23 protein-coding genes are annotated in these 17,755 nt (G+C 52.3%); 22 read left to right on the plus strand and 1 reads right to left on the minus strand.

Annotated features, from left to right (window positions below; all coding sequences use genetic code 11):
* Positions 1-2: 2 nt before the first annotated feature.
* From HWQ15_RS18250 to HWQ15_RS18325, 18 genes are all read left to right on the plus strand, one after another.
* Positions 3-1,268, plus strand: coding sequence for a hypothetical protein (locus HWQ15_RS18250; protein ID WP_063216490.1), 1,266 nt, complete (start codon positions 3-5; stop codon positions 1,266-1,268).
* Between the two features lie 12 nt (positions 1,269-1,280).
* Positions 1,281-1,736: a hypothetical protein gene (locus HWQ15_RS18255; protein WP_063216492.1), complete on the plus strand. Its 456-nt coding sequence runs from the start codon at positions 1,281-1,283 to the stop codon at positions 1,734-1,736.
* Between the two features lie 14 nt (positions 1,737-1,750).
* Positions 1,751-2,848, plus strand: a complete 1,098-nt coding sequence (locus HWQ15_RS18260) for a major capsid protein (RefSeq protein ID WP_058663656.1) — start codon at positions 1,751-1,753, stop codon at positions 2,846-2,848.
* A gap of 9 nt (positions 2,849-2,857) precedes the next feature.
* A complete protein-coding gene (locus HWQ15_RS18265; protein ID WP_063945709.1) occupies positions 2,858-3,154 on the plus strand; it encodes a hypothetical protein in 297 nt (98 codons plus the stop codon).
* A 58-nt stretch (positions 3,155-3,212) separates the two neighbouring features.
* On the plus strand, positions 3,213-3,614 hold the full coding sequence (locus HWQ15_RS23305; protein WP_045339783.1) for a hypothetical protein: 402 nt from the start codon (positions 3,213-3,215) through the stop codon (positions 3,612-3,614).
* On the plus strand, positions 3,614-3,802 hold the full coding sequence (locus HWQ15_RS23310) for a hypothetical protein (RefSeq protein ID WP_058663674.1): 189 nt from the start codon (positions 3,614-3,616) through the stop codon (positions 3,800-3,802). Before HWQ15_RS23305 ends, HWQ15_RS23310 begins: the two co-directional genes overlap by 1 nt.
* Positions 3,786-4,148: a hypothetical protein gene (locus HWQ15_RS18270; RefSeq protein WP_115168533.1), complete on the plus strand. Its 363-nt coding sequence runs from the start codon at positions 3,786-3,788 to the stop codon at positions 4,146-4,148. Before HWQ15_RS23310 ends, HWQ15_RS18270 begins: the two co-directional genes overlap by 17 nt.
* A 7-nt stretch (positions 4,149-4,155) precedes the next feature.
* Positions 4,156-4,593, plus strand: coding sequence for a hypothetical protein (locus tag HWQ15_RS18275; protein WP_042889545.1), 438 nt, complete (start codon positions 4,156-4,158; stop codon positions 4,591-4,593).
* Positions 4,590-4,976: a hypothetical protein gene (locus HWQ15_RS18280; protein WP_042889546.1), complete on the plus strand. Its 387-nt coding sequence runs from the start codon at positions 4,590-4,592 to the stop codon at positions 4,974-4,976. Before HWQ15_RS18275 ends, HWQ15_RS18280 begins: the two co-directional genes overlap by 4 nt.
* A 17-nt stretch (positions 4,977-4,993) precedes the next feature.
* Positions 4,994-5,728: a phage tail tube protein gene (locus HWQ15_RS18285; RefSeq protein ID WP_022651017.1), complete on the plus strand. Its 735-nt coding sequence runs from the start codon at positions 4,994-4,996 to the stop codon at positions 5,726-5,728.
* A gap of 38 nt (positions 5,729-5,766) precedes the next feature.
* A complete protein-coding gene (locus HWQ15_RS18290) occupies positions 5,767-6,420 on the plus strand; it encodes a DUF6246 family protein (RefSeq protein ID WP_049126362.1) in 654 nt (217 codons plus the stop codon).
* Between the two features lie 183 nt (positions 6,421-6,603).
* On the plus strand, positions 6,604-7,134 hold the full coding sequence (locus tag HWQ15_RS18295) for a KilA-N domain-containing protein (RefSeq protein ID WP_176587405.1): 531 nt from the start codon (positions 6,604-6,606) through the stop codon (positions 7,132-7,134).
* Positions 7,135-7,248: 114 nt separating this feature from the next.
* Positions 7,249-7,617, plus strand: a complete 369-nt coding sequence (locus HWQ15_RS18300; RefSeq protein WP_032676269.1) for a hypothetical protein — start codon at positions 7,249-7,251, stop codon at positions 7,615-7,617.
* Positions 7,618-7,625: 8 nt separating this feature from the next.
* On the plus strand, positions 7,626-7,904 hold the full coding sequence (locus tag HWQ15_RS18305) for a hemolysin XhlA (RefSeq protein WP_237764776.1): 279 nt from the start codon (positions 7,626-7,628) through the stop codon (positions 7,902-7,904).
* Between the two features lie 76 nt (positions 7,905-7,980).
* Positions 7,981-8,313: a hypothetical protein gene (locus HWQ15_RS18310; protein WP_074171117.1), complete on the plus strand. Its 333-nt coding sequence runs from the start codon at positions 7,981-7,983 to the stop codon at positions 8,311-8,313.
* A gap of 44 nt (positions 8,314-8,357) precedes the next feature.
* On the plus strand, positions 8,358-10,952 hold the full coding sequence (locus tag HWQ15_RS18315; RefSeq protein ID WP_176587406.1) for a tape measure protein: 2,595 nt from the start codon (positions 8,358-8,360) through the stop codon (positions 10,950-10,952).
* Positions 10,952-11,299 carry a phage tail protein gene (locus tag HWQ15_RS18320; RefSeq protein WP_022651022.1) on the plus strand — a complete coding sequence of 116 codons (348 nt, stop codon included), beginning with the start codon at positions 10,952-10,954 and terminating at the stop codon, positions 11,297-11,299. Before HWQ15_RS18315 ends, HWQ15_RS18320 begins: the two co-directional genes overlap by 1 nt.
* A 21-nt stretch (positions 11,300-11,320) precedes the next feature.
* Positions 11,321-11,482 carry a hypothetical protein gene (locus HWQ15_RS18325; RefSeq protein WP_023303625.1) on the plus strand — a complete coding sequence of 54 codons (162 nt, stop codon included), beginning with the start codon at positions 11,321-11,323 and terminating at the stop codon, positions 11,480-11,482.
* Here the strand turns inward: HWQ15_RS18325 and HWQ15_RS18330 are convergent.
* A complete protein-coding gene (locus tag HWQ15_RS18330; protein ID WP_032665925.1) occupies positions 11,465-11,929 on the minus strand; it encodes a retropepsin-like aspartic protease in 465 nt (154 codons plus the stop codon). The two genes, HWQ15_RS18325 and HWQ15_RS18330, sit on opposite strands and share 18 nt — an antisense overlap.
* A 164-nt stretch (positions 11,930-12,093) precedes the next feature.
* On the opposite strand from HWQ15_RS18330, the gene HWQ15_RS18335 reads away from it, so the two are divergent.
* The 4 genes from HWQ15_RS18335 to HWQ15_RS18350 are packed head-to-tail and all read left to right on the plus strand — an operon-like array spanning position 12,094 to position 17,752.
* Entirely contained in the window at positions 12,094-12,798 is a 705-nt protein-coding gene (locus HWQ15_RS18335; RefSeq protein ID WP_023296451.1) for a phage minor tail protein L, read from the plus strand.
* Positions 12,798-13,517: a C40 family peptidase gene (locus tag HWQ15_RS18340; protein ID WP_059291162.1), complete on the plus strand. Its 720-nt coding sequence runs from the start codon at positions 12,798-12,800 to the stop codon at positions 13,515-13,517. Before HWQ15_RS18335 ends, HWQ15_RS18340 begins: the two co-directional genes overlap by 1 nt.
* A complete protein-coding gene (locus tag HWQ15_RS18345) occupies positions 13,460-13,993 on the plus strand; it encodes a tail assembly protein (protein ID WP_023296453.1) in 534 nt (177 codons plus the stop codon). The genes HWQ15_RS18340 and HWQ15_RS18345 overlap by 58 nt, the downstream gene beginning before the upstream one ends.
* Before the next feature lie 9 nt (positions 13,994-14,002).
* Positions 14,003-17,752, plus strand: a complete 3,750-nt coding sequence (locus tag HWQ15_RS18350; RefSeq protein WP_080399876.1) for a phage tail protein — start codon at positions 14,003-14,005, stop codon at positions 17,750-17,752.
* Positions 17,753-17,755: the final 3 nt, after the last annotated feature.

A 17,755-nucleotide genomic window follows, 5' to 3' on the forward strand; every position in this document is an offset into this window, starting at 1 on the left:
CTATGCCTATGCAGGTCAACATCACCACGCAGGTGAACAGTCAGTCTATCCGGCGCGAAACATACAACGGGCGTGAGCATCTGGTACTGCCGAGTTACACGCTTCCGGCGAACGTCGTCATGAATGGCGGGCTGTACACGCAAGAACAAATCGACGCCCACTATAAGGGACTGGAAGGCACCCTGGCACCGCTTGGGCATCCTCAGGTTAACGGTCAGTTTGTGTCTGCTTTCTCGCCTGAGGGGATTAACGCAGGCCATATCGGCGCGTGGAACCGCAACGTTAAGAAGTCCGGTAATCGCATCTACCTAGAAAAGTGGGTAGATGTTGCCCGCGCTAGCGAGTCGGAAGGTGGCAGGGAACTGCTTGAACGTGTCGCTGCCATTGAGCGCGGTGAAGACGTGCCGCCGATTCATACCAGTGTTGCCGCATTCCTCGACCAGCTTGAACCTAACGAACAACAGAGAGCTACGGGCGCCGAGTGGGTGGCGAAGATTCACAGCATGGACCATGACGCGATCCTGCTGCACGAAGTCGGAGCGGCCACCCCTGAGCAAGGAGTAGGCCTGATGGTTAATGCCGATCTTGCTCAGCCGCTTAAGGCGAACTCCGGCGCGCTAGTGGGTGAATCCTACCGGGAGCGCGAGCAGCGTCTCGATCGGGCGGCCAAAGCTAAGTTTGCGGCGGGCGCGGATGAATACGCATGGGTTGCTGACTTCACTGACTCGCAAGCGGTAATCATCCGCAACGGCGGCACCGCTGAGGTGTTTGGCTACAAGTCTGAGGGCGGCGTTATCACCTTCGACGACACCGGCACCGCAGTAGCGCGCCAGGAGTCATGGGTGGCCGTCGTAGCCAACAAATTCAAAGCTCTATTCACACCGCAGGAACAGCCTGCACCAAACCACAAAACGGAGGGCGACATGCCTTTAACCAAAGAAGAACTGGAACAAATCGGCAGCATGATCGGCCAGGCTGTTGCGACCAATACTGAAGCGGCTATTAAGCCTCTCGCGGAAAAGGTTGATGCGCTGCAGGCCAATCAGAAGCAACTCTCGGAAACCCTGACCGCCAACTCTCGCGCTGAAGAGAAAACAAAGCGCGAAGCGGTTGCCAAGGTCCATGGCGATATCGTGGCTAACGCGCTGTCTGGCGAAGCTCTGGATGCGATGTTCAAGACGCTGGGCGAAGCTGCACCGCTGGGCACCAACAATGCGCAGCAGCAGAAAGAAACCGGTGCACCTAACCCTGCCGAATACTTCAAATAAGGAGCCAGAATAATGGCACGTTATCGTCGCGTTAATATCGACGGTCAGTCTCTGTACAAGACCGAAACCCGCGTTACTGCCGCATCCTTGCTGCCCGGTACCGCTGCAGTCATCAATGACGACAATGAGTTTGCGCAGGCAACTTCGCTGGCTGGTCGTATCTACATCATCGATGTTGCCTATCATCAGGGTCTCAAAATCACTGAAGCAGTGCCAGCCGGCGACTCCGCAGTGGGTAACTACGTAGAAGAGGGCCGCGAGCTGGCGCTGCTGTGCGTGGCGGGGACTTACGCCAAAGACGATCCAATCAAGCTGGGTAGTAATGGGCAATTTACCAAAGCTACTGCAGACACCGATTCGGTGATTGGCTATAGCCAGGACGATGCGACCATCGCAGCCAGCACTACCGATTTCATCCGCGTGCGTATGCGCGTCGGTACCGTAGCCGCTGCAGATGCTGGCGCTTAATCAGGAGAATAATAATGTATTTTACCGCTGAATCACTGGCTACTAACCGCCGACTCCAAGGGCACTGGAGTGAGCTGTGGGCCAACCGTGACATTTATAACGCCCAGCATGACATGATGGTCAACGCGTACCGCACGCGCATGACGCATGAAATGCTGGCGGCGAATGCCATCGGTGGCTTTACACGTGAATTCTGGGCCGAAATTGACCGCCAGATTATCCAGATGCGCGATCAGGAAATTGGCATGGAAATCGTCAATGACCTGATGGGTGTGCAGACCGTGCTGCCGATTGGAAAAACTGCAAAGCTGTATAACGTCTCCGGCGATATCGCGGATGATGTCTCTATCAGCATTGATGGTCAGTCGCCGTATTCCTTCGACCACACCGAATTCGGTTCAGATGGCGATCCGATCCCGGTATTCACTGCTGGTTACGGAGTCAACTGGCGCCATGCTGCCGGGCTGAGCACTGTCGGCATCGATCTGGCCCTGGAATCTCAGTCGGCCAAGATGCGTAAATTCCACAAGAAGCGCGTCGACTTTTACCTGAACGGCGATGCCAGCATCGTGGTTGATGGTCTGCCAGCGCAAGGTATGAAAAACCACCGCAACACTCAGAAAATCAACCTGGGTAGTGGCGCTGGCGGCGCCAACATCAATCTCACCACAGCTACACCGGCTGAGCTACTGGCATTCTTTGGCCCCACAGGTCCATTTGGCCTCACTGCCCGCCGTAACAAGGTTACAGCTTACGACAAGCTGTGGGTGAGCCCTGAAGTCTGGGCCAACATGGCTAAGCCGTATCTGGTGGATATCAACACCGGCACAAATGCGCTGCTTAGCGGAACCGTTCTGGATGCGATCAGCAAGTTTATTCCTGCTAAGTCTATCCAGATGACCTATGCACTGGAAGGTAACGAGTTCCTGGCGTACGAGCGCCGACAGGATGTGATTTCTCCTCTGGTAGGTATGGCTGTGGGCGTTGTACCGCTCCCGCGCCTGATGCCGCAGAGCAACTACAACTTCCAGATCATGTCCGCAGAAGGTTTGCAGATCAAGAAGGACGGCGAAGGCCTGTCCGGTGTGGTCTACGGCGCCAACCTGGCTTAAGGAGCAATCATGGCTGAAAAATACGAAGTGGTTAAGCCGTGGCACGGCGTTGCGCTTGGTGACGTTGTTGAGCTGGGCGAAGTTCATCCGTCGCTGAAACCGCATGTGCGCAAGCTGTCCGATAAAGCTGCTGCGGAACTGGTACCTGCAACCCCGGGTGCTGGCACTGACAACAAAGCGCGCAAAGAGGCAGTCATTGCCCGACTCGATGCGCTGGGCATTGAGCATAAAGGCAACCTGGGCCTGGAGAAGCTCACTGAGTTGTTGCCGGAAGGTGAACTCGAAAAGCTTTTCCCTGCTGAATAACGGCCGCCTCTAAGGCGGTTTTTTTATGCCCTCTTCGGAGGGCTTATCAGAGGCTCGCATGATTACTACAGTACAGGCCAAGGAATATCTGGAGTCAGTCGGTATCACGCTGCCTGATTTCATCCTGCTGGCTCTTTTAGAGCAGGCTGGCAGCATTCAGGAGTGTCTGGATGCGCATTACCCTCCCGCAACCGCTCTGCTAATACAGTCCTACCTGCTGGGGCTAATGGCGCTGGGGCAGGGTGACAAGTACATCAGTTCTCAGACAGGGCCCAACGGCGCATCACGCTCATTTCGGTACCTGTCTTTTGCTGACCGATGGAAAGCCTCTCTGGGGCTTCTGAGGGGACTAGATAAGTATGGATGCGCTACAAGCCTGATCCCGCCTGATCCGACTAACACCGCTTTCGCTGGCATCTGGATTGCAAGGGGTGGCTGCATGTGCAACGGGAGTCGATGATGGCGTTGATATCGGTCAAGCAGAGGCTTCCTGAGCCCTTCGTAAAGGTCTGGGTTATCACTGACTGCGGGCGGCGGGTCACGGGTTACGTTAAAAGTAACGGGGAATGGTATTTGCTGTGCCGGAAGGTCGCCGCTGTGAATCCGGAGGTTATCCGGTGGGAGGATGAAAGTGTCAGTCACGGCTAACTGGTCTTACACCAACGTCGCCACTGTCTACCCTCGCGTCTATGACGACTGGAACAACACCTGGACAAACGGCACCCCATACCTGATTGACTGCACCTGGACGGCGAACAATGAAGTTGCCGTTGATGGCAGTGGTAAAGAGTTCACCACGAACCTGATTTTCTTTACTGAGCTGAAGCGCAATGGCATCGATGCGACCATGCCGAAGCGTGACTGGTATATCGCCAGAGGTGACACAACGGCACAGGCCGATCCGCTGAAAGCTGGTGCAAACGTCATCAAGGCGGTGACGGAATGGGATATGTCACCATTCGGCGAGGAGCCAGACTACAAAATTCTGACGTGAGGGGATCATGCCCGTAAAAGGTATCAAGCGTGTTCAGATGAACACCCGCAAGGTGCTGGCAGAAATTGCCGGGCCACGCACAGAAAGAGTGCTGACTGGGGTCATGATTGTCGGATCGTCTCACGCTGCGCTACTTACTCCCATTGACACATCCACGCTTATCAACAGCCAGTACAGAAAGCTTGAGCCAATGCCCGGCGGGATGCAGGGAAAGGTCGGTTACACGGCTGCATACGCTGCCGCCGTTCACGGTATGTCCGGTAAGCTAAAAGGTCAGCCGCGTGGACACTTCGGAAGAACTCGCGCTGGAAAAGAATTCGGCGGCGGCACCGGGAAGGGGAATTACTGGGATCCCGATGCCGAGCCGGGGTTCCTGACCAAAGGCTTTGAGCGTGACGGTCTCAACGAGATTAAGGCCATCATCAAGCAAGGGTACAAAGTATGACGCGTAGCGAAGTGTATGACGCGCTGAGAGCGTGGTTGCAGTCGCATGGCTTTGATGTTGGTTATCGCGTCCAGAAGCGATTCTGGAATGAGTTGGAGAATACCGAGGGGGAAAGATACCTTGTCATCCAGCAGAACGGTGGCGGCAAGCCAGAAGAAGCGATAACCCGCGATTATTTCCGCATCCTCCTCCTGTCAGGTCAGAACGACAGCGATATTAACCATGTTGAAGACCGCGCCGACGCCATCCGCCAGGCGATGATCGACGACTACAAAACCGAATGCATCATTTCGATGCAGCCAATAGGCGGCATCACCGCCATCCAGACCGAAGAAGGGCGTTACCTCTTCGATATTTCCTTTCAAACCATCATTTCCAGATAACACGGAGATAAATCACTATGGCGTGTGAATCGGGCGCTTTTACCGGGCGCGACGTCGTCGTTTATTACGCGATTGGATGCCCTGAAGTACAACCCACCGCCAGCGCTTACCGCCGACTCGGCATGATGCGCGGCAAAACAGTAAATGCAGAGTGGGAAACCGCAGATGCGACCGGCGACATGAGCGCTGCATTTACTCAGGAGAGCCTCGTTACCTACAAGAACATTTCGTTCTCAGGTGACGGTGTGACCCGCAAAGAGGATGTTTATGCGCAGAACGCGCTTAAGCGTCACGTCTACAACCCGCCAGCAGAGACCAGCAACCAGCCGTATGTGTGGTTCAAAATCATCTCTCCGAACGATATCACCGAAGGGCCGTTCATGGTGACATCATGGGGCGATGAGGCGCCGCACGACGACGTTGCCACCTGGTCTGTCGAAGCGTCCAGTGCCGGTCAGGTTGACGTGCGTGATGTTGGCGCGGTAATCACCATTACCACTCAGCCGCAAAACCGCACACTGACCGTAGGTGACGCGCTGAACCTGTCAGTTGCCGCGACGGTTTCTGATGGTTCTACGCTGGCTTACCAGTGGCAGAAAAACGGCAGTGATATCTCAGGTGCAACATCCGCAACGTACACCAAAGCGAGTGTGATTGCTGGTGATGCTGGCTCATACACCTGCCAGGTGTCATCCACCACGGCGGGTACCGTCACATCCGGTACTGCGACGGTTGTTGTCAACGCAGCCTGACACCAGGGGCTTCGGCCCCATTTTTTTTGAGAGGTTTCATGAAAGCAATAACCGATATCGGCCAGGCCATTGTCCGCTCTGGGGGCAAAGAGATATTCCTCAACCCGTCATTCCTCGCCATGTCTCGTATTGGGTCGCCGGAACAGATTGTTGATGCTTTCGTGAAGGTTCATGCCGGGCATTACCCGAAACACCGAATCTCCGATACTCAAATCCTGAAGGCGGCCAATGCCCGATGCTTTGCTGAAATGGCAGCATCTGCGGCAAACGTAGTACGGAATTGCTCTGAGGGTGATATTGCAGAGGTGATTGGTTCGTACTCGGTGAACGCAGAAGGACGGCTGCTGTTCAAGCCTGGGGTTATCCCAATCGAGGATGTTATCCAGCTTGCCCGCCACCTGATTCTGCATGGCGTAATGGGCGATCAGCCGCCGGAGGATTTCGAAGGAAAAAAAGGCGAATACAGTGACAAATTCGATGTACGGTCATTCGTCTACACCGCTGTTGCTCACCTCGGCATGAGCGAGTCTGATGCCTGGAACATGACAATGACCAGCTTCCGCGCCGCCATGAATGCCAAGTTCCCGCAGAAAGAGAAAGCCAGAGTGCCGACTCAGGAGAAATACGACGAGGTTATGGACTGGGCCGAGCAAATGCTGGCTATCGACGCGCAACGGAACGGCCCGCATTAATCTCCTTCGAAGCAACACAACCAGCCTCGCAATAGCGGGGCTTTTTTGTATCCGCAATAAAACCAACGCGCTTCACACGCGCACGTTATAATCCTAGAGCCTACAGAAAGCGAGCCTGAGAGTTAGTTGTACTCTGGGGCGGCTATCTCTGTGTGACAGGCTCACTTTCTATAGGTAAACCTCATGCACTATCCAACCGTATCTGTAAACGGAGTTTCCGTTCGCGTTGATGACGAAGGGCGCTACAACCTCAATGATCTTCACGCTGCCGCAGTGGCAAACGGAGAGGCAACAGAACAGCAGCGCCCAAGTCAGTTTTTGCGTAGTGCTCAAGTTAAGCGCTTCATAAAAGCACTAAAAGCCAAAGTGCAAAAAAGCACTCTGGAACAAATTCAACCACTTAATGTTATTAAAGGTGGGGATGAACCAGGCGTTTGGGGTGTTGAACTGTTGGCGATCCGTTATGCCGCATGGATTAAGCCGGAATTTGAGATTGAAGTATATGAGGTGTTCCGAACGGTGGTTCGCCTCGGCATCAGTGCCATGTCCCGCCTGAACAAAATTGACCACATCATCAATACTGAAACCAAGCAGATCAGCCTATGCGCCAGCCAGATGGCCAGATGGGGTTCCGGCGGCCGCAAGCAACTACTGAACGCAGCACGGGATCGTGTTGCTGATGAAGTTCAAATGTATTTGCCTGGCATTATGTAGGCAGCGATAACCCGCTTAACTGCGGGTTTTCCCGTTGCCATGGATAGATGAACAGTTTTTGAAGTCATGCCCGCGTGATAAATTTAAGGAAATACCATTTCGTGGTGAATCAGCGTGGAAGACGAAAAACAGCACCAAATGCAACTTCAACTGACCCTTCAGCGGCGGCTGGAGAAAGTTACTCCTGAGCTATTTTCTGAATATCTCTTCGAACGCGGCGTCAAAACAGTCATATGCCCAATTTGTGGGAGTGATGATATTTCTATACCTAACGCCAGTTCAATCACTGTGGGGCCTGATGGGTGCGAAAGCAGCATTTATGCCATCCCTGTCAAACTTGATACAGAAGGACCATCATACTCTTTAGTAAAATATGAATATCGTTTGATATGTAAGAACTGTGCGTATTCTATGCACTTTGCAACGTGGCCAGTATTGAAGTGGGTTGAACAGAAGTTGTCAGAAGCAGGGGAAGACCAATGAATATTAGAATGGAAGATAACATTCACGTAGTCGATTTCCCGAAACACGGTGGCGGAGGTAGCGGAGGAGATGACATGCTAGAGAAGCGTGTAAAGAAACTAGAGGATGATCTGGCTGGCATTCGGACTGATATAGCAGTCATAAAATCAAATTATGCAAACAAAGAAGATGTCGCCTCTTTAAGAGCTGAGTTACACCAATCTATTTCCGCTCAGACAAAATGGTTAGCTGCGACCATGATTGGTATAGCCGGCCTTGCCATGGCAGTTGCCAAGCTCATTTTCTAACCCAGCGCTCGCTGAGTTTTCCCTGGCCACGATCCCTGCTAGGATTCCCTCATCTTTTACCAAAGGGGATAGGGATATGAAGAAAACACTTCTTTTAGGATTTTCGTTGCTTTCTTTTTCGGTTTTGGCCGCATCATACCAGATACAGGTGCCAACTGATTCGAAAGCAACATACACAGTGCTGGACAAAGGTTCTCAAGGCTCACTCAGAACAATCACGACAAAAAGAGATGGGTCATCTGGGGTTACATTTTCGCAGCGAATTTATAATTGTGAAGCAAACGAAGTTAAATACTTGGGTTCTGGTGAGAGCTTAGAAGAAATGAAGAGCTCTAAGGCCGATCCTGGCATGTCGCCAATAGTAAGTGGCTCCATTGCTTACTACCTAGGTCGAGAGGCCTGCAAGTAATCCAAACCCGCTCCGGCGGGTTTTTTTATGCCCGGAGATTAAAAATGGCACAGAATGTTGGTGATATTGAGTACACAATTAAAGCTGATACCGCAGAGCTTTTGACCGCAGGGAAAGATGTTAATCGGGTCACAGGGCGGATGGAAAGCGATCTCAGTAAAGCTGATAAAGCAGCCGACAGGCTTAGTACAGGCCTTAATAAAGTCGGAGTTGCAATTGCCGGGGCTTTCACCATTCAGGCAGCCCAAAGAATTATAGAAATTGCAGATAATATGAATACGCTGCAAGCGCGGGTAGCAAGGCTTTCACCTGATGCAGATAAAGCTCGGGAAACCATGTCATCTTTATCCGCTATTGCCTCTGGATCTGGAAATAGCCTAGAGGAAACAGAAAGACTCTGGGAATCATTAACTACCGCATTAAAAGAGACTGGAGCGACAAACCAGCAAGTCCTCTCATTAACTGACACATTACAAAAAATTGGCACAGTCGGTGGATCTTCAACCGAAGAAATGGCGAACGCTTTAAGACAGTTTGGTCAGTCTATTTCAGGTGGAATTGTTAGGGCTGAAGAGTTCAATTCCATCCTTGAGCAAATGCCAGAGCTGGCAAGGCAGATTGCCTCCGGTCTGGGAGTATCAATTGGCGGCCTACGCAAAATGATGCTTGAAGGTAAATTAACAGCCCAGGACGCTCTTAATGCAATTCAAAAGCAATCGCAAAATGTTAATGAAGAATTTAGTAAAATGCCTGTCAGTATCGACAGAGCAAAGAACAGCTTGGATGTGGCTTTTAAGAATGCAATAAGCGACCTCAATAATGCCATAGGACTTACATCTACATTGGCAGGGCTTATGCAAAGCGTTGCCGATAACCTGAATTTCTACAACAATAATGCTGGCAACGCTGCAAGAATGCCGAAGCTTATTAAGCTACAGCAAGAATTAAACTCTGAGCTTAAAGATGGTCAGCGCTGGTATGAGACTGACTCAGTATTCCAGGCTCGTCGTGCTCAGGCCGCCGTTCAGTTAAAGCAGGTCGAAGGTGAAATAGCTCATATCAGAGCTAAGACAGCAAGCGATGCTAAAAAAGGTGGAGAATTCAACGCTCCCGATACGACAGGCGATGACAAAGCCACTCAGAAACTACTGCAAAATGCACAGAGAAGACTGACGCTATCAAAACTTGAGGGAGAGGCGCGAGCCAGGCAAATGGCTTTGTATGACGCAGAGGATGCCGGCTGGAAGAATAACGATCCGCGCATTAAACAATTGCAAGACCAATATGCTTTAACTGAGCGTAACACTGCCGCGTTGAAGAAAAATAATCAGGAATCTAAAACATCAGCCACGCAATCTGAAGCCATTGCTAACAAACTGGAGAATTTAAAGCAAGAGGCAGAACTAGTTGCAGACTCGACGCAAACCCTGACAAGGGAGCAGCAACTTCTTCGAGCAGAGCAATCTCTTGGCTCTAAAGCTACTGATGAGCAGAGAAGCAAGGCAAGGCAATATAAACAAGCCGCTTTAGATGCGGCGGATGCGACCAAGGGTTTTGCTGTCGCCCTTCAAGAGCTGCCAGAAGATGCAGAGAATCGCTCCTATGACGATTCAGTTACAGCAATCAAAGCGGCGTTCAAAGCTCAACTCATAAGTAAAAAGCAATATGATCAAGCCTCAGAACGTCTGGAAGCAGATCATCAGATTAGATTGGCAAAAATCCGTGCCCAGCAGGTAGTCACGCCTCAGCAGTCCGCTCTCGGTGAAATCGACCCGGTTCAGCAATTGGCTAACAAGCACGCGCAGGAACTGGCTCTCATCCAGCAGTTTGAGACGCAGAAAGGTCAGATCACTCAGCGCGGCCTCGAGCTGATGAACGCGGCCAATACCGAATACGAGCAGGCTCGTATTGCGGCGCAATGGGAGATTTACCGCAACCAGAGCACGACCAATCAGCTGATGGCTGACGCTATCGATTCTCTCCAGGGGGGGGCGACCAATGCCATTACCGGGCTGCTCAACGGCACTCAGAGCCTGCAAGAATCCTTCGCCAACATCGGCACGACAATCCTCAACAGCGTTGTCGGTAGCCTGGTGCAAATGGGGATTGAGTGGGTCAAGAGCCAGTTAATGGGGCAGGCCGCTGCTGCCGCATCACTGGCATCTACAATGGCTCAGGCTACCGCCGCTGCATCTGCATGGGCGCCTGCTGCTATGAGTGCTTCTATAGCAACAATGGGGAGTGCTGCTGCTGTTGGTCAGACGGCCTATGCTGGCTCTCTCCTGGCAGCCAAAGGAATGGCCGTTGCTGGTGCGCGTTATAACGGTGGTCCGGTCGATGCCGGATCTCTGTATCGGGTAGGTGAGAAAGGTAAGCCAGAGATATTCCAGGCCAGCAATGGCAGCCAGTACATGATACCTGGTGATAACGGCCGGGTGATCAGCAACAAAGATGTGCTGGGGGGCGGAGGTGGTGGTGCTTCATTCAACCCCGTAATGAACCTGACGATAAATACCACTGGGGGAATTGGCAGTGAGGATATCGCAAGGCTGCGCAAAGCGTGGAGTAACGACATGCTGAAGATGATGGTAGACCAGAGCACTCGTCCCGGTGGTTTATTGCAAGGGAGGCGTAAGTAATGCCAGAAACATTCACATGGACACCGCAGCGAGCTTACCAGGTTGAACGCACACCCAACGTAGCCGTCGTTAAGCTAGGTGACGGCTACGAGCAGCGACAGGTGAAGGGTATCAATCCACTGATGGATAAATACTCGCTCACCTTTCGCGGCGTCAGCGGAGCGTGCCGCAGTAACCCTGCGAAGGATGCTGAGGCATTCCTCAAGGCCAGGGGGGCGGTTGAATCGTTCTACTGGACGTCATCCGATACGGGAGTGAGGAAGCTGTTTGTCTGCCGATCCTGGAATATGACAAAGACCGGGCCGCTGTTTGAACTGACGGCCACTTTTGAACAAGTACCACGATAAGCCGAAAGGCGGGAGACAGTTATGACTTTAGCTGAACGTGTAAAGAGAATTGAGAGCGAATTAAAAGATATTAAATCGCAACTCAATTCTGGTACCGATTCTAGGAAAACAGCAAAAGCAATGCCCTTATCCAGTCTTGCAAAAGAGGGAGGTATCCCTGGGGGGTTAGTTAAAAAATGTTAACTCAAATACTTGATTGGAAAAATCCATCGTAAGGGCGCCCATTTTAATTAGTTGCATTCCGAAAACGACTTGGAATTTTCTCCCGTTACTTACCAATGGCACTGAAGTCAATTCTGTTGAAAAAACTCTTTCGTCCTCAGTGAACGATATTACCGCATGCCGAACTGTAGTTTCTATTGTTGAGGTGGCTCCGCTCACAGTTGTTTTTTCCGCGATTGGGAGTTTTAAATCGTCAGCAAAGTCTGAATCCACATAGCAAATATCTGCTCCGGTATCTATAAGTGCGTAGGCACCAGCCTTCAATCCATTTGGTTTATAAACGTTTATATCTTTTGAGCTACTTGGCCATACTGTCAATGGAACTACGGGAATTGCATGCTCCGTGGGGGTATCTGATACCGATCCATCAATAGGGGAAATAAACTTGATTTTTACTTTGGTGATCATCCTTTTTCCTTCGAAGAGTTATTCAGCCATTCCTCCTCTTTGCGTGAATCAGTGTCCCACCACTGACGGGCTGAGCTTACACGTTAACCAGGGTTATCAGTAAGCAACATCCTGATATTCAAACAGTAGCCACCACTTGGTGGCTTTTTTTATGGGAGTTTGCCGTGCGCGACATACCAGCCAGTATGATTATTGATAGCGTCGACGCCGGAGTAGGCGCGTTTATCGACCTGTTCGAAGCCGACCTGCAACCCTTTGGCGGAGACCTTATCCGGTTCCATTCCGGCACCAATGGATATTACGGAAATGTGATCTGGAAGGGGAATCAGTATCAGGCATACCCGATAGCAGTCGAAGGGTTCGAGTCAAAGAACGAAGGCACATATGCCCGGCCAACAATGGTGGTGGCGAACGTCACGGGTTTACTGACGGGCATAAACCATGACTTCGACGACATGCTTGGGGTGGTGATCACCCGCCGTCAGGTTCCGGTGAAATACCTGGACGCGGTGAACTTCCCCAATGGCAACCCTGACGCAGATCCGACGCAGGAAGCGGTTTCCCGCTACGTTGTTGAGGAGATGACGGAAGAGACGTTCGAGCAGGTCACTTACACGCTGGCGACGCCGATTGACTGCGATAACGCCATCATCCCGGCGCGAACTATCCTTGCAGACGTATGTCAGTGGCAGTATCGGGGTGTTGGGTGCGGCTATGACGGCCCCCCTGTTGCAGACGAGCGCGACAACCCAACCACTGACCCGGCGAAGGACAAATGCTCTCACCGCCGTAGCGGCTGCCGCTTCCGTTATCCACGACCGGAACCAATGCCAATCAGCAGCTTCCCCGGCTCTCAGAAGGTTTCATGATGCAGGAATTACTCGATTATGCGGCATCGTCGCAGGATGAGGTGTGCGGCTTAATCCTGGATGGCGGGCAGTTGTTCCGCTGTCGGAATGTTCACCCGGAGCCTGGAAAGCACTTCCGAATCAGTGATGATGAGTGGCTGGCGGCCGAGGAGGCTGGAGAGGTGACTGCGGTATTCCACTCTCACCCAATGAACAGCCCGGTTCTGTCCGGCGCCGACCGTAAATGCCAGGTTGCATCGGGCCTTCCATGGGTGCTGGCCTGTAACGGGAAAATCAGAACGTTCAGGCCTGTGGATTACTTTTTGGGGAGGCGGTTCGAGCACGGAGTGACTGATTGTTACACGCTATTCCGTGATGCGTATCACCTGTGTGGCATTGACCTCCCTGACTTCGAAAGGACGAATGGCTGGTGGCTGAGAGGGGAGAACCTTTATCTGAACAACATGTCGCGCAATGGCTTCAATCAGGTATCGCCGGGAGAAGCGCTGCCAGGTGACGTAATAATCAGGCAACCATTCCCCGGAGCTGACCCTTGCCACGCAATGATTCTGCTCGATGACAATATGGTTCTTCACCACGATTGCTCAGGGCATTTAAGCCGGAGAGAACCAATGCGCCCGGCATACGTTAAGCAGATGCATTCCATATGGAGACATGAACAGTGCTCATCTTTAAATTTGCAGGGCATTTACGCCGACATTTCCGCAAAGTCGAGCTGAGCGTTGATACCCCTGCCCAGGGCATTCGTCTTTTGCTTGCTCAGAATCATGAGTTCAAAAAAGCATTCCTGAACGCCAGAGTAAGAATGCGAGTGGCGGGTGAGGATGTTGAAACGTCTTCGGTGCAGTGGCACATGGATCGGCGCCTGAAGGATGGCTCTGTAGTGCTGTTTGTCCCGGTGATTGAGGGGGCGGGACTTGAGACCAGTACGATAGTTCTCATTGCCTCACTGGTGCTGTCTGCCGCCTCGGTTGCTTACTCCATCTACATGTCCCGGAACATGAAAAGCAAAACTTCAGCGGAAGCGGCCGAAACAAACACCCTCACGAATAACTCGTTTACCAGTGCAGAAAACAGGGTCGGACAGGGGCATCCTGTCCCCATACTCCTCGGCGAGATGGAGGTCGGCAGCAACGTAATAAGTCTCGGGATCGACACATCTAATAATTCCGACTGGGAAGAATCAATCAGCTAAGGTGGCGCTATGTCTTCAGGTGGCGGTAAAGCATCAACCCCAAAACTACTCGACGATAACCTCAAATCAAAACAATTCTATCGGGTACTGGATCTGATATCTGAGGGGCCAATCGCGGGCCCGGTGGATCAGGAGCACCTGTCTTCATTCAAGCTGAATAAGACGCCTATCACTGACTCGAACGGTAATGTCAACGTGAACGGCATTAGTGTTGCCTGGCGACCTGGATCGGAAACTCAGGAGCCAATCAACGGCTTCTCTGCAATCGAAGCGACGACCATTGTTAACACTGAGGTCACTTACGATACCCCGCTGGTTAGAACCGTGACAGATCAGGACGTGACCCGCGTTCGTTTTAACATCGGCGTCACCGGGCTCATGGAGCAGGACTCCAAGGGTAACCAGAAAAACACCTCTGTAACGATGGTTATCGAGACCAGAACTGGCTCGTCGGGCTGGGTCATGGAGAAGACGGTGACGATTACAGGGAAAATCTCTGGCGAGTACCTTGAGGCGCACGTCATTGATGCCCCCGACACCAAACCGTTTGATATCCGCGTTCGCCGCATTACGCCTGACAGCAGCAGCGATTTGCTGTCAAACGGGACTGTTTGGAACAGCTACAGCGAGATCACCGACGACAACCTTAGCTATCCGTTCTCTGCTGTTGCCGGCTCAGTCATCGACCGTGACCAGTACACCGACACGCCGAGCCGCACATATCATCTTCGCGGGCTGATCGTTGACGTACCGGATAACTACGAGCCAATTGCTAGAACTTACTCCGGGCTGTGGACGGGGGGCTTCAAAAAGGCATGGACTAACAACCCGGCGTGGCTGTTCCGTGAGCTGGCGAAAAACACCCGATTTGGCCTGGCGAAACGCGCCGGATACATCGATGTTGACGATGGCGCACTCTACATTCTGTCGCAATATTGCGATCAGCTTGTAGATGATGGGTATGGCGGCAAAGAGCCACGCATGACGCTCAACGCCTACATCACAGAGCAGGCGAGTGCGCGAGACATTCTCGACAAGATAGCGAGCATGTTCCGTGGCATTGCGCTGTGGGACGGCCTGCGCCTGTCCGTAATGCTGGACGCTCCACAGGATCCGATTGCGACAATCACGAACGCCAACGTTGTGAATGGCGAGTTCAAACGAAGCTCTGTAAAGCGTTCAGAGAAATACAATGCGGTTGTAGTGTCCTGGACTGACCCCGACAACGGATGGGAGCAGGTGAAAGAGTACGTTTCCGACGATGAGATGATAGCCAAAGGGAACTACAACGAAACCACTCTGGAGGCGTTTGGCTGCACCTCTCGCGGACAGGCATGGCGGGCAGGTAAATGGCTGCTGGAAACAGCAAAGCGTGAAAGCAGCAGACTGTCTTTCCAGATGGCACGCGATGCTATCCACTTCACGCCGGGTGATATCGTTGAGGTCATGGATAATGACTACGCAGGAACTCGCCTCGGGGGGAGAATTGTTTCTCATTCCGGGAGGGTGATAACGGTTGACGCGGTTGATTCCTCGGTAGTAACGGACGGCTCCACTATGTCGATTATGGGGAGGGACGGAAAGTTCTCTCGCTATGAGATTGATGGCGTTAACGGAAACAACGTCACACTCAAAAACGAACCTGAATGGGTGAGGGCGGGAACTGTATTTGCCATTTCAACCGCAAGCGTTGCGATTCGCCTTTTCCGGATACTGAGCGTTGCCGAAACGGAAAACAACTCCGTATACAGCATAACGGCCTCATTGCACGACCCCAACAAACAGGCCATCGTTGACGAGGGTGCAGTGTTTGAAGTTCCCAGCGATACGCTGAACGGCTACCGCGTGCCTAACGTGGAAAACCTGCGAATCCTGAACACAAACACCGAGACCGTCCAGGTTACAGCAACTTGGGAGACGGCAACCACTACTAAAAAACTGGTGTTTGAGCTGTACATCTACAGTGCTGATGGGAAGCTGGTATCTCAGTACGAAACTGACCAGTTCCGGTATGAGTTTTACGGTCTGAGTGCTGGCAGCTACACGCTCGGCGTTCGTGGGCGCAATGAAAACGGGATGAAAGGCGCCGAAACTCAGGTGAGTCTTATTATAGGCGCGCCAAAGGCTCCTAACTCCGTTCAGTGGATACCCGGACCATTACAGGCCACTCTGGTGCCAGTTATGTCTGTAACGGCAACATCAGATACCTCTTTTGAGTTCTGGTACGCTGGCGAGACTCCGATTCCATTGTCCGACGACATTGAGAATAAAGCTCAATTCCTTGGCCGTGGCAATCAGTGGACCATCCAAAAACTTAAGTTTGACCATGTTTATTACGTTTATGTTCGAACTCGTAATGCATTTGGCGTTTCAGGATTTGTAGAGGCTTCCGGAAAACCAACAGACGACTTCAGTGATATCACCAATGCAATCCTGGAGGAGATTAAAGAGACTGATACGTTCAAAGACCTGATCGAGAGCGCGGTGGAGAGCAGTGAAAAGTTCGCAGAACTGGCTGATGCAATCAAAGAGAATGCAAACGGTCTTGCAGCGGCGGTTGGATCGAATAAGCAGACAGCAGAAGCAATCATCGGCAACGCGCTTGCTATTGCTGATGTTGTCGTGCGGCAGACAGCCCAGCAAGGCGCTAACTCTGCGACCTTCGAACAGCTCCGGGAGGTGATCGCCACTGAGACGGAGGCACGCGTCACGGATGTTACTCGTCTTGAGGCGAAAACTGCCCAGAATGAAGCGGGTATTACTGATGTTCGCCAGGCGTTAGCAACGGAAACTGAAGCTCGCGCTTCTGCGGTAAGTCAATTGACGGCTGCCACTCAGGTCGCATCTGACAAAGCTGATTCAGCAGCTGCTGTAGGTGCTCAGAATACAGCATCAATCACTGACCTTAGCCAGGTTGTCACGGACCTCGATTCCTCAATGGCATCCCGTCTGGAGGAACTGGGAGCAAGGACAGATACTGCCAGCGGCGGCATTCAGAGTAACTCCATCGCGCTAATAACGAGTACGCTGGCGCAGGTTGATCAGCAGGTGAGACTCAGCGCGCAGTACGGTGACAGTAAGGCCAGCATCGATCGTATTGATAATGTTATGGCAAGCGACAGGGAGGCAACAGCGCGTTCGCTACTGAGTTTGCAGACTGACGTGAACGGCAACAAGGCAGCAATCAACAGCCTGAATCAGACGTTTTCCAATTATCAGCAGGCCACGGCCACGCAGATAAACGGCATTACGGCGACCATCAACGGGCACACTTCAGCGATCACCACCAACGCGCAGGCGATAGCAAACGTTAGTGGTGACCTGAAGGCGATGTACAGCATCAAGGTTGCCGTGGACGCGAATGGAAAGCAGTATGCCGCCGGAATGGGGATCGGTGTAGAAAACACTCCATCGGGCATGCAGTCGCAGGTGCTGTTCCTGGCGGATCGCTTCGCCGTCATGGCGCAGGCGGGGGGAGCGGTTACACTGCCGTTCGTTATCCAGAACGGGCAGGTGTTTATCCGGGAAACCTTCATTCAGGACGGCACCATCGGCAACGCCAAGATTGGCAACTACATCCAGTCCAATAACTATGTCGCTGGCTCAGTCGGATGGAGGCTGGATAAGGGAGGTACGTTTGAGAACTACGGTTCGACAGCTGGTGAGGGAGCCATGAAGCAGACTAATCAAACGATCAGTGTCAAGGATGCCAACAATGTGTTGAGGGTGCAGATCGGGAGAATCACGGGAACATGGTAACGG

The sequence above is a fragment of the Enterobacter sp. DSM 30060 genome (assembly GCF_013375955.1).
Lineage (GTDB): Bacteria > Pseudomonadota > Gammaproteobacteria > Enterobacterales > Enterobacteriaceae > Enterobacter > Enterobacter intestinihominis.

Excerpts from the sequence above, each read along its gene's own strand:
- HWQ15_RS18325 (WP_023303625.1), top strand. The coding sequence starts at position 11,321 with ATGACTTTAGCTGAACGTGTAAAGAGAATTGAGAGCGAATTAAAAGAT.
- HWQ15_RS18295 (WP_176587405.1), top strand. The coding sequence starts at position 6,604 with ATGCACTATCCAACCGTATCTGTAAACGGAGTTTCCGTTCGCGTTGAT.
- HWQ15_RS18310 (WP_074171117.1), top strand. The coding sequence starts at position 7,981 with ATGAAGAAAACACTTCTTTTAGGATTTTCGTTGCTTTCTTTTTCGGTT.
- HWQ15_RS23305 (WP_045339783.1), top strand. The coding sequence starts at position 3,213 with ATGATTACTACAGTACAGGCCAAGGAATATCTGGAGTCAGTCGGTATC.
- HWQ15_RS18330 (WP_032665925.1), bottom strand. The coding sequence starts at position 11,929 with ATGATCACCAAAGTAAAAATCAAGTTTATTTCCCCTATTGATGGATCG.
- HWQ15_RS18320 (WP_022651022.1), top strand. The coding sequence starts at position 10,952 with ATGCCAGAAACATTCACATGGACACCGCAGCGAGCTTACCAGGTTGAA.
- HWQ15_RS18260 (WP_058663656.1), top strand. The coding sequence starts at position 1,751 with ATGTATTTTACCGCTGAATCACTGGCTACTAACCGCCGACTCCAAGGG.
- HWQ15_RS18265 (WP_063945709.1), top strand. The coding sequence starts at position 2,858 with ATGGCTGAAAAATACGAAGTGGTTAAGCCGTGGCACGGCGTTGCGCTT.
- HWQ15_RS18255 (WP_063216492.1), top strand. The coding sequence starts at position 1,281 with ATGGCACGTTATCGTCGCGTTAATATCGACGGTCAGTCTCTGTACAAG.
- HWQ15_RS18275 (WP_042889545.1), top strand. The coding sequence starts at position 4,156 with ATGCCCGTAAAAGGTATCAAGCGTGTTCAGATGAACACCCGCAAGGTG.
- HWQ15_RS18350 (WP_080399876.1), top strand. The coding sequence starts at position 14,003 with ATGTCTTCAGGTGGCGGTAAAGCATCAACCCCAAAACTACTCGACGAT.
- HWQ15_RS18280 (WP_042889546.1), top strand. The coding sequence starts at position 4,590 with ATGACGCGTAGCGAAGTGTATGACGCGCTGAGAGCGTGGTTGCAGTCG.
- HWQ15_RS18285 (WP_022651017.1), top strand. The coding sequence starts at position 4,994 with ATGGCGTGTGAATCGGGCGCTTTTACCGGGCGCGACGTCGTCGTTTAT.
- HWQ15_RS18305 (WP_237764776.1), top strand. The coding sequence starts at position 7,626 with ATGGAAGATAACATTCACGTAGTCGATTTCCCGAAACACGGTGGCGGA.
- HWQ15_RS18250 (WP_063216490.1), top strand. The coding sequence starts at position 3 with ATGCCTATGCAGGTCAACATCACCACGCAGGTGAACAGTCAGTCTATC.
- HWQ15_RS18315 (WP_176587406.1), top strand. The coding sequence starts at position 8,358 with ATGGCACAGAATGTTGGTGATATTGAGTACACAATTAAAGCTGATACC.
- HWQ15_RS18340 (WP_059291162.1), top strand. The coding sequence starts at position 12,798 with ATGCAGGAATTACTCGATTATGCGGCATCGTCGCAGGATGAGGTGTGC.
- HWQ15_RS23310 (WP_058663674.1), top strand. The coding sequence starts at position 3,614 with ATGGCGTTGATATCGGTCAAGCAGAGGCTTCCTGAGCCCTTCGTAAAG.
- HWQ15_RS18290 (WP_049126362.1), top strand. The coding sequence starts at position 5,767 with ATGAAAGCAATAACCGATATCGGCCAGGCCATTGTCCGCTCTGGGGGC.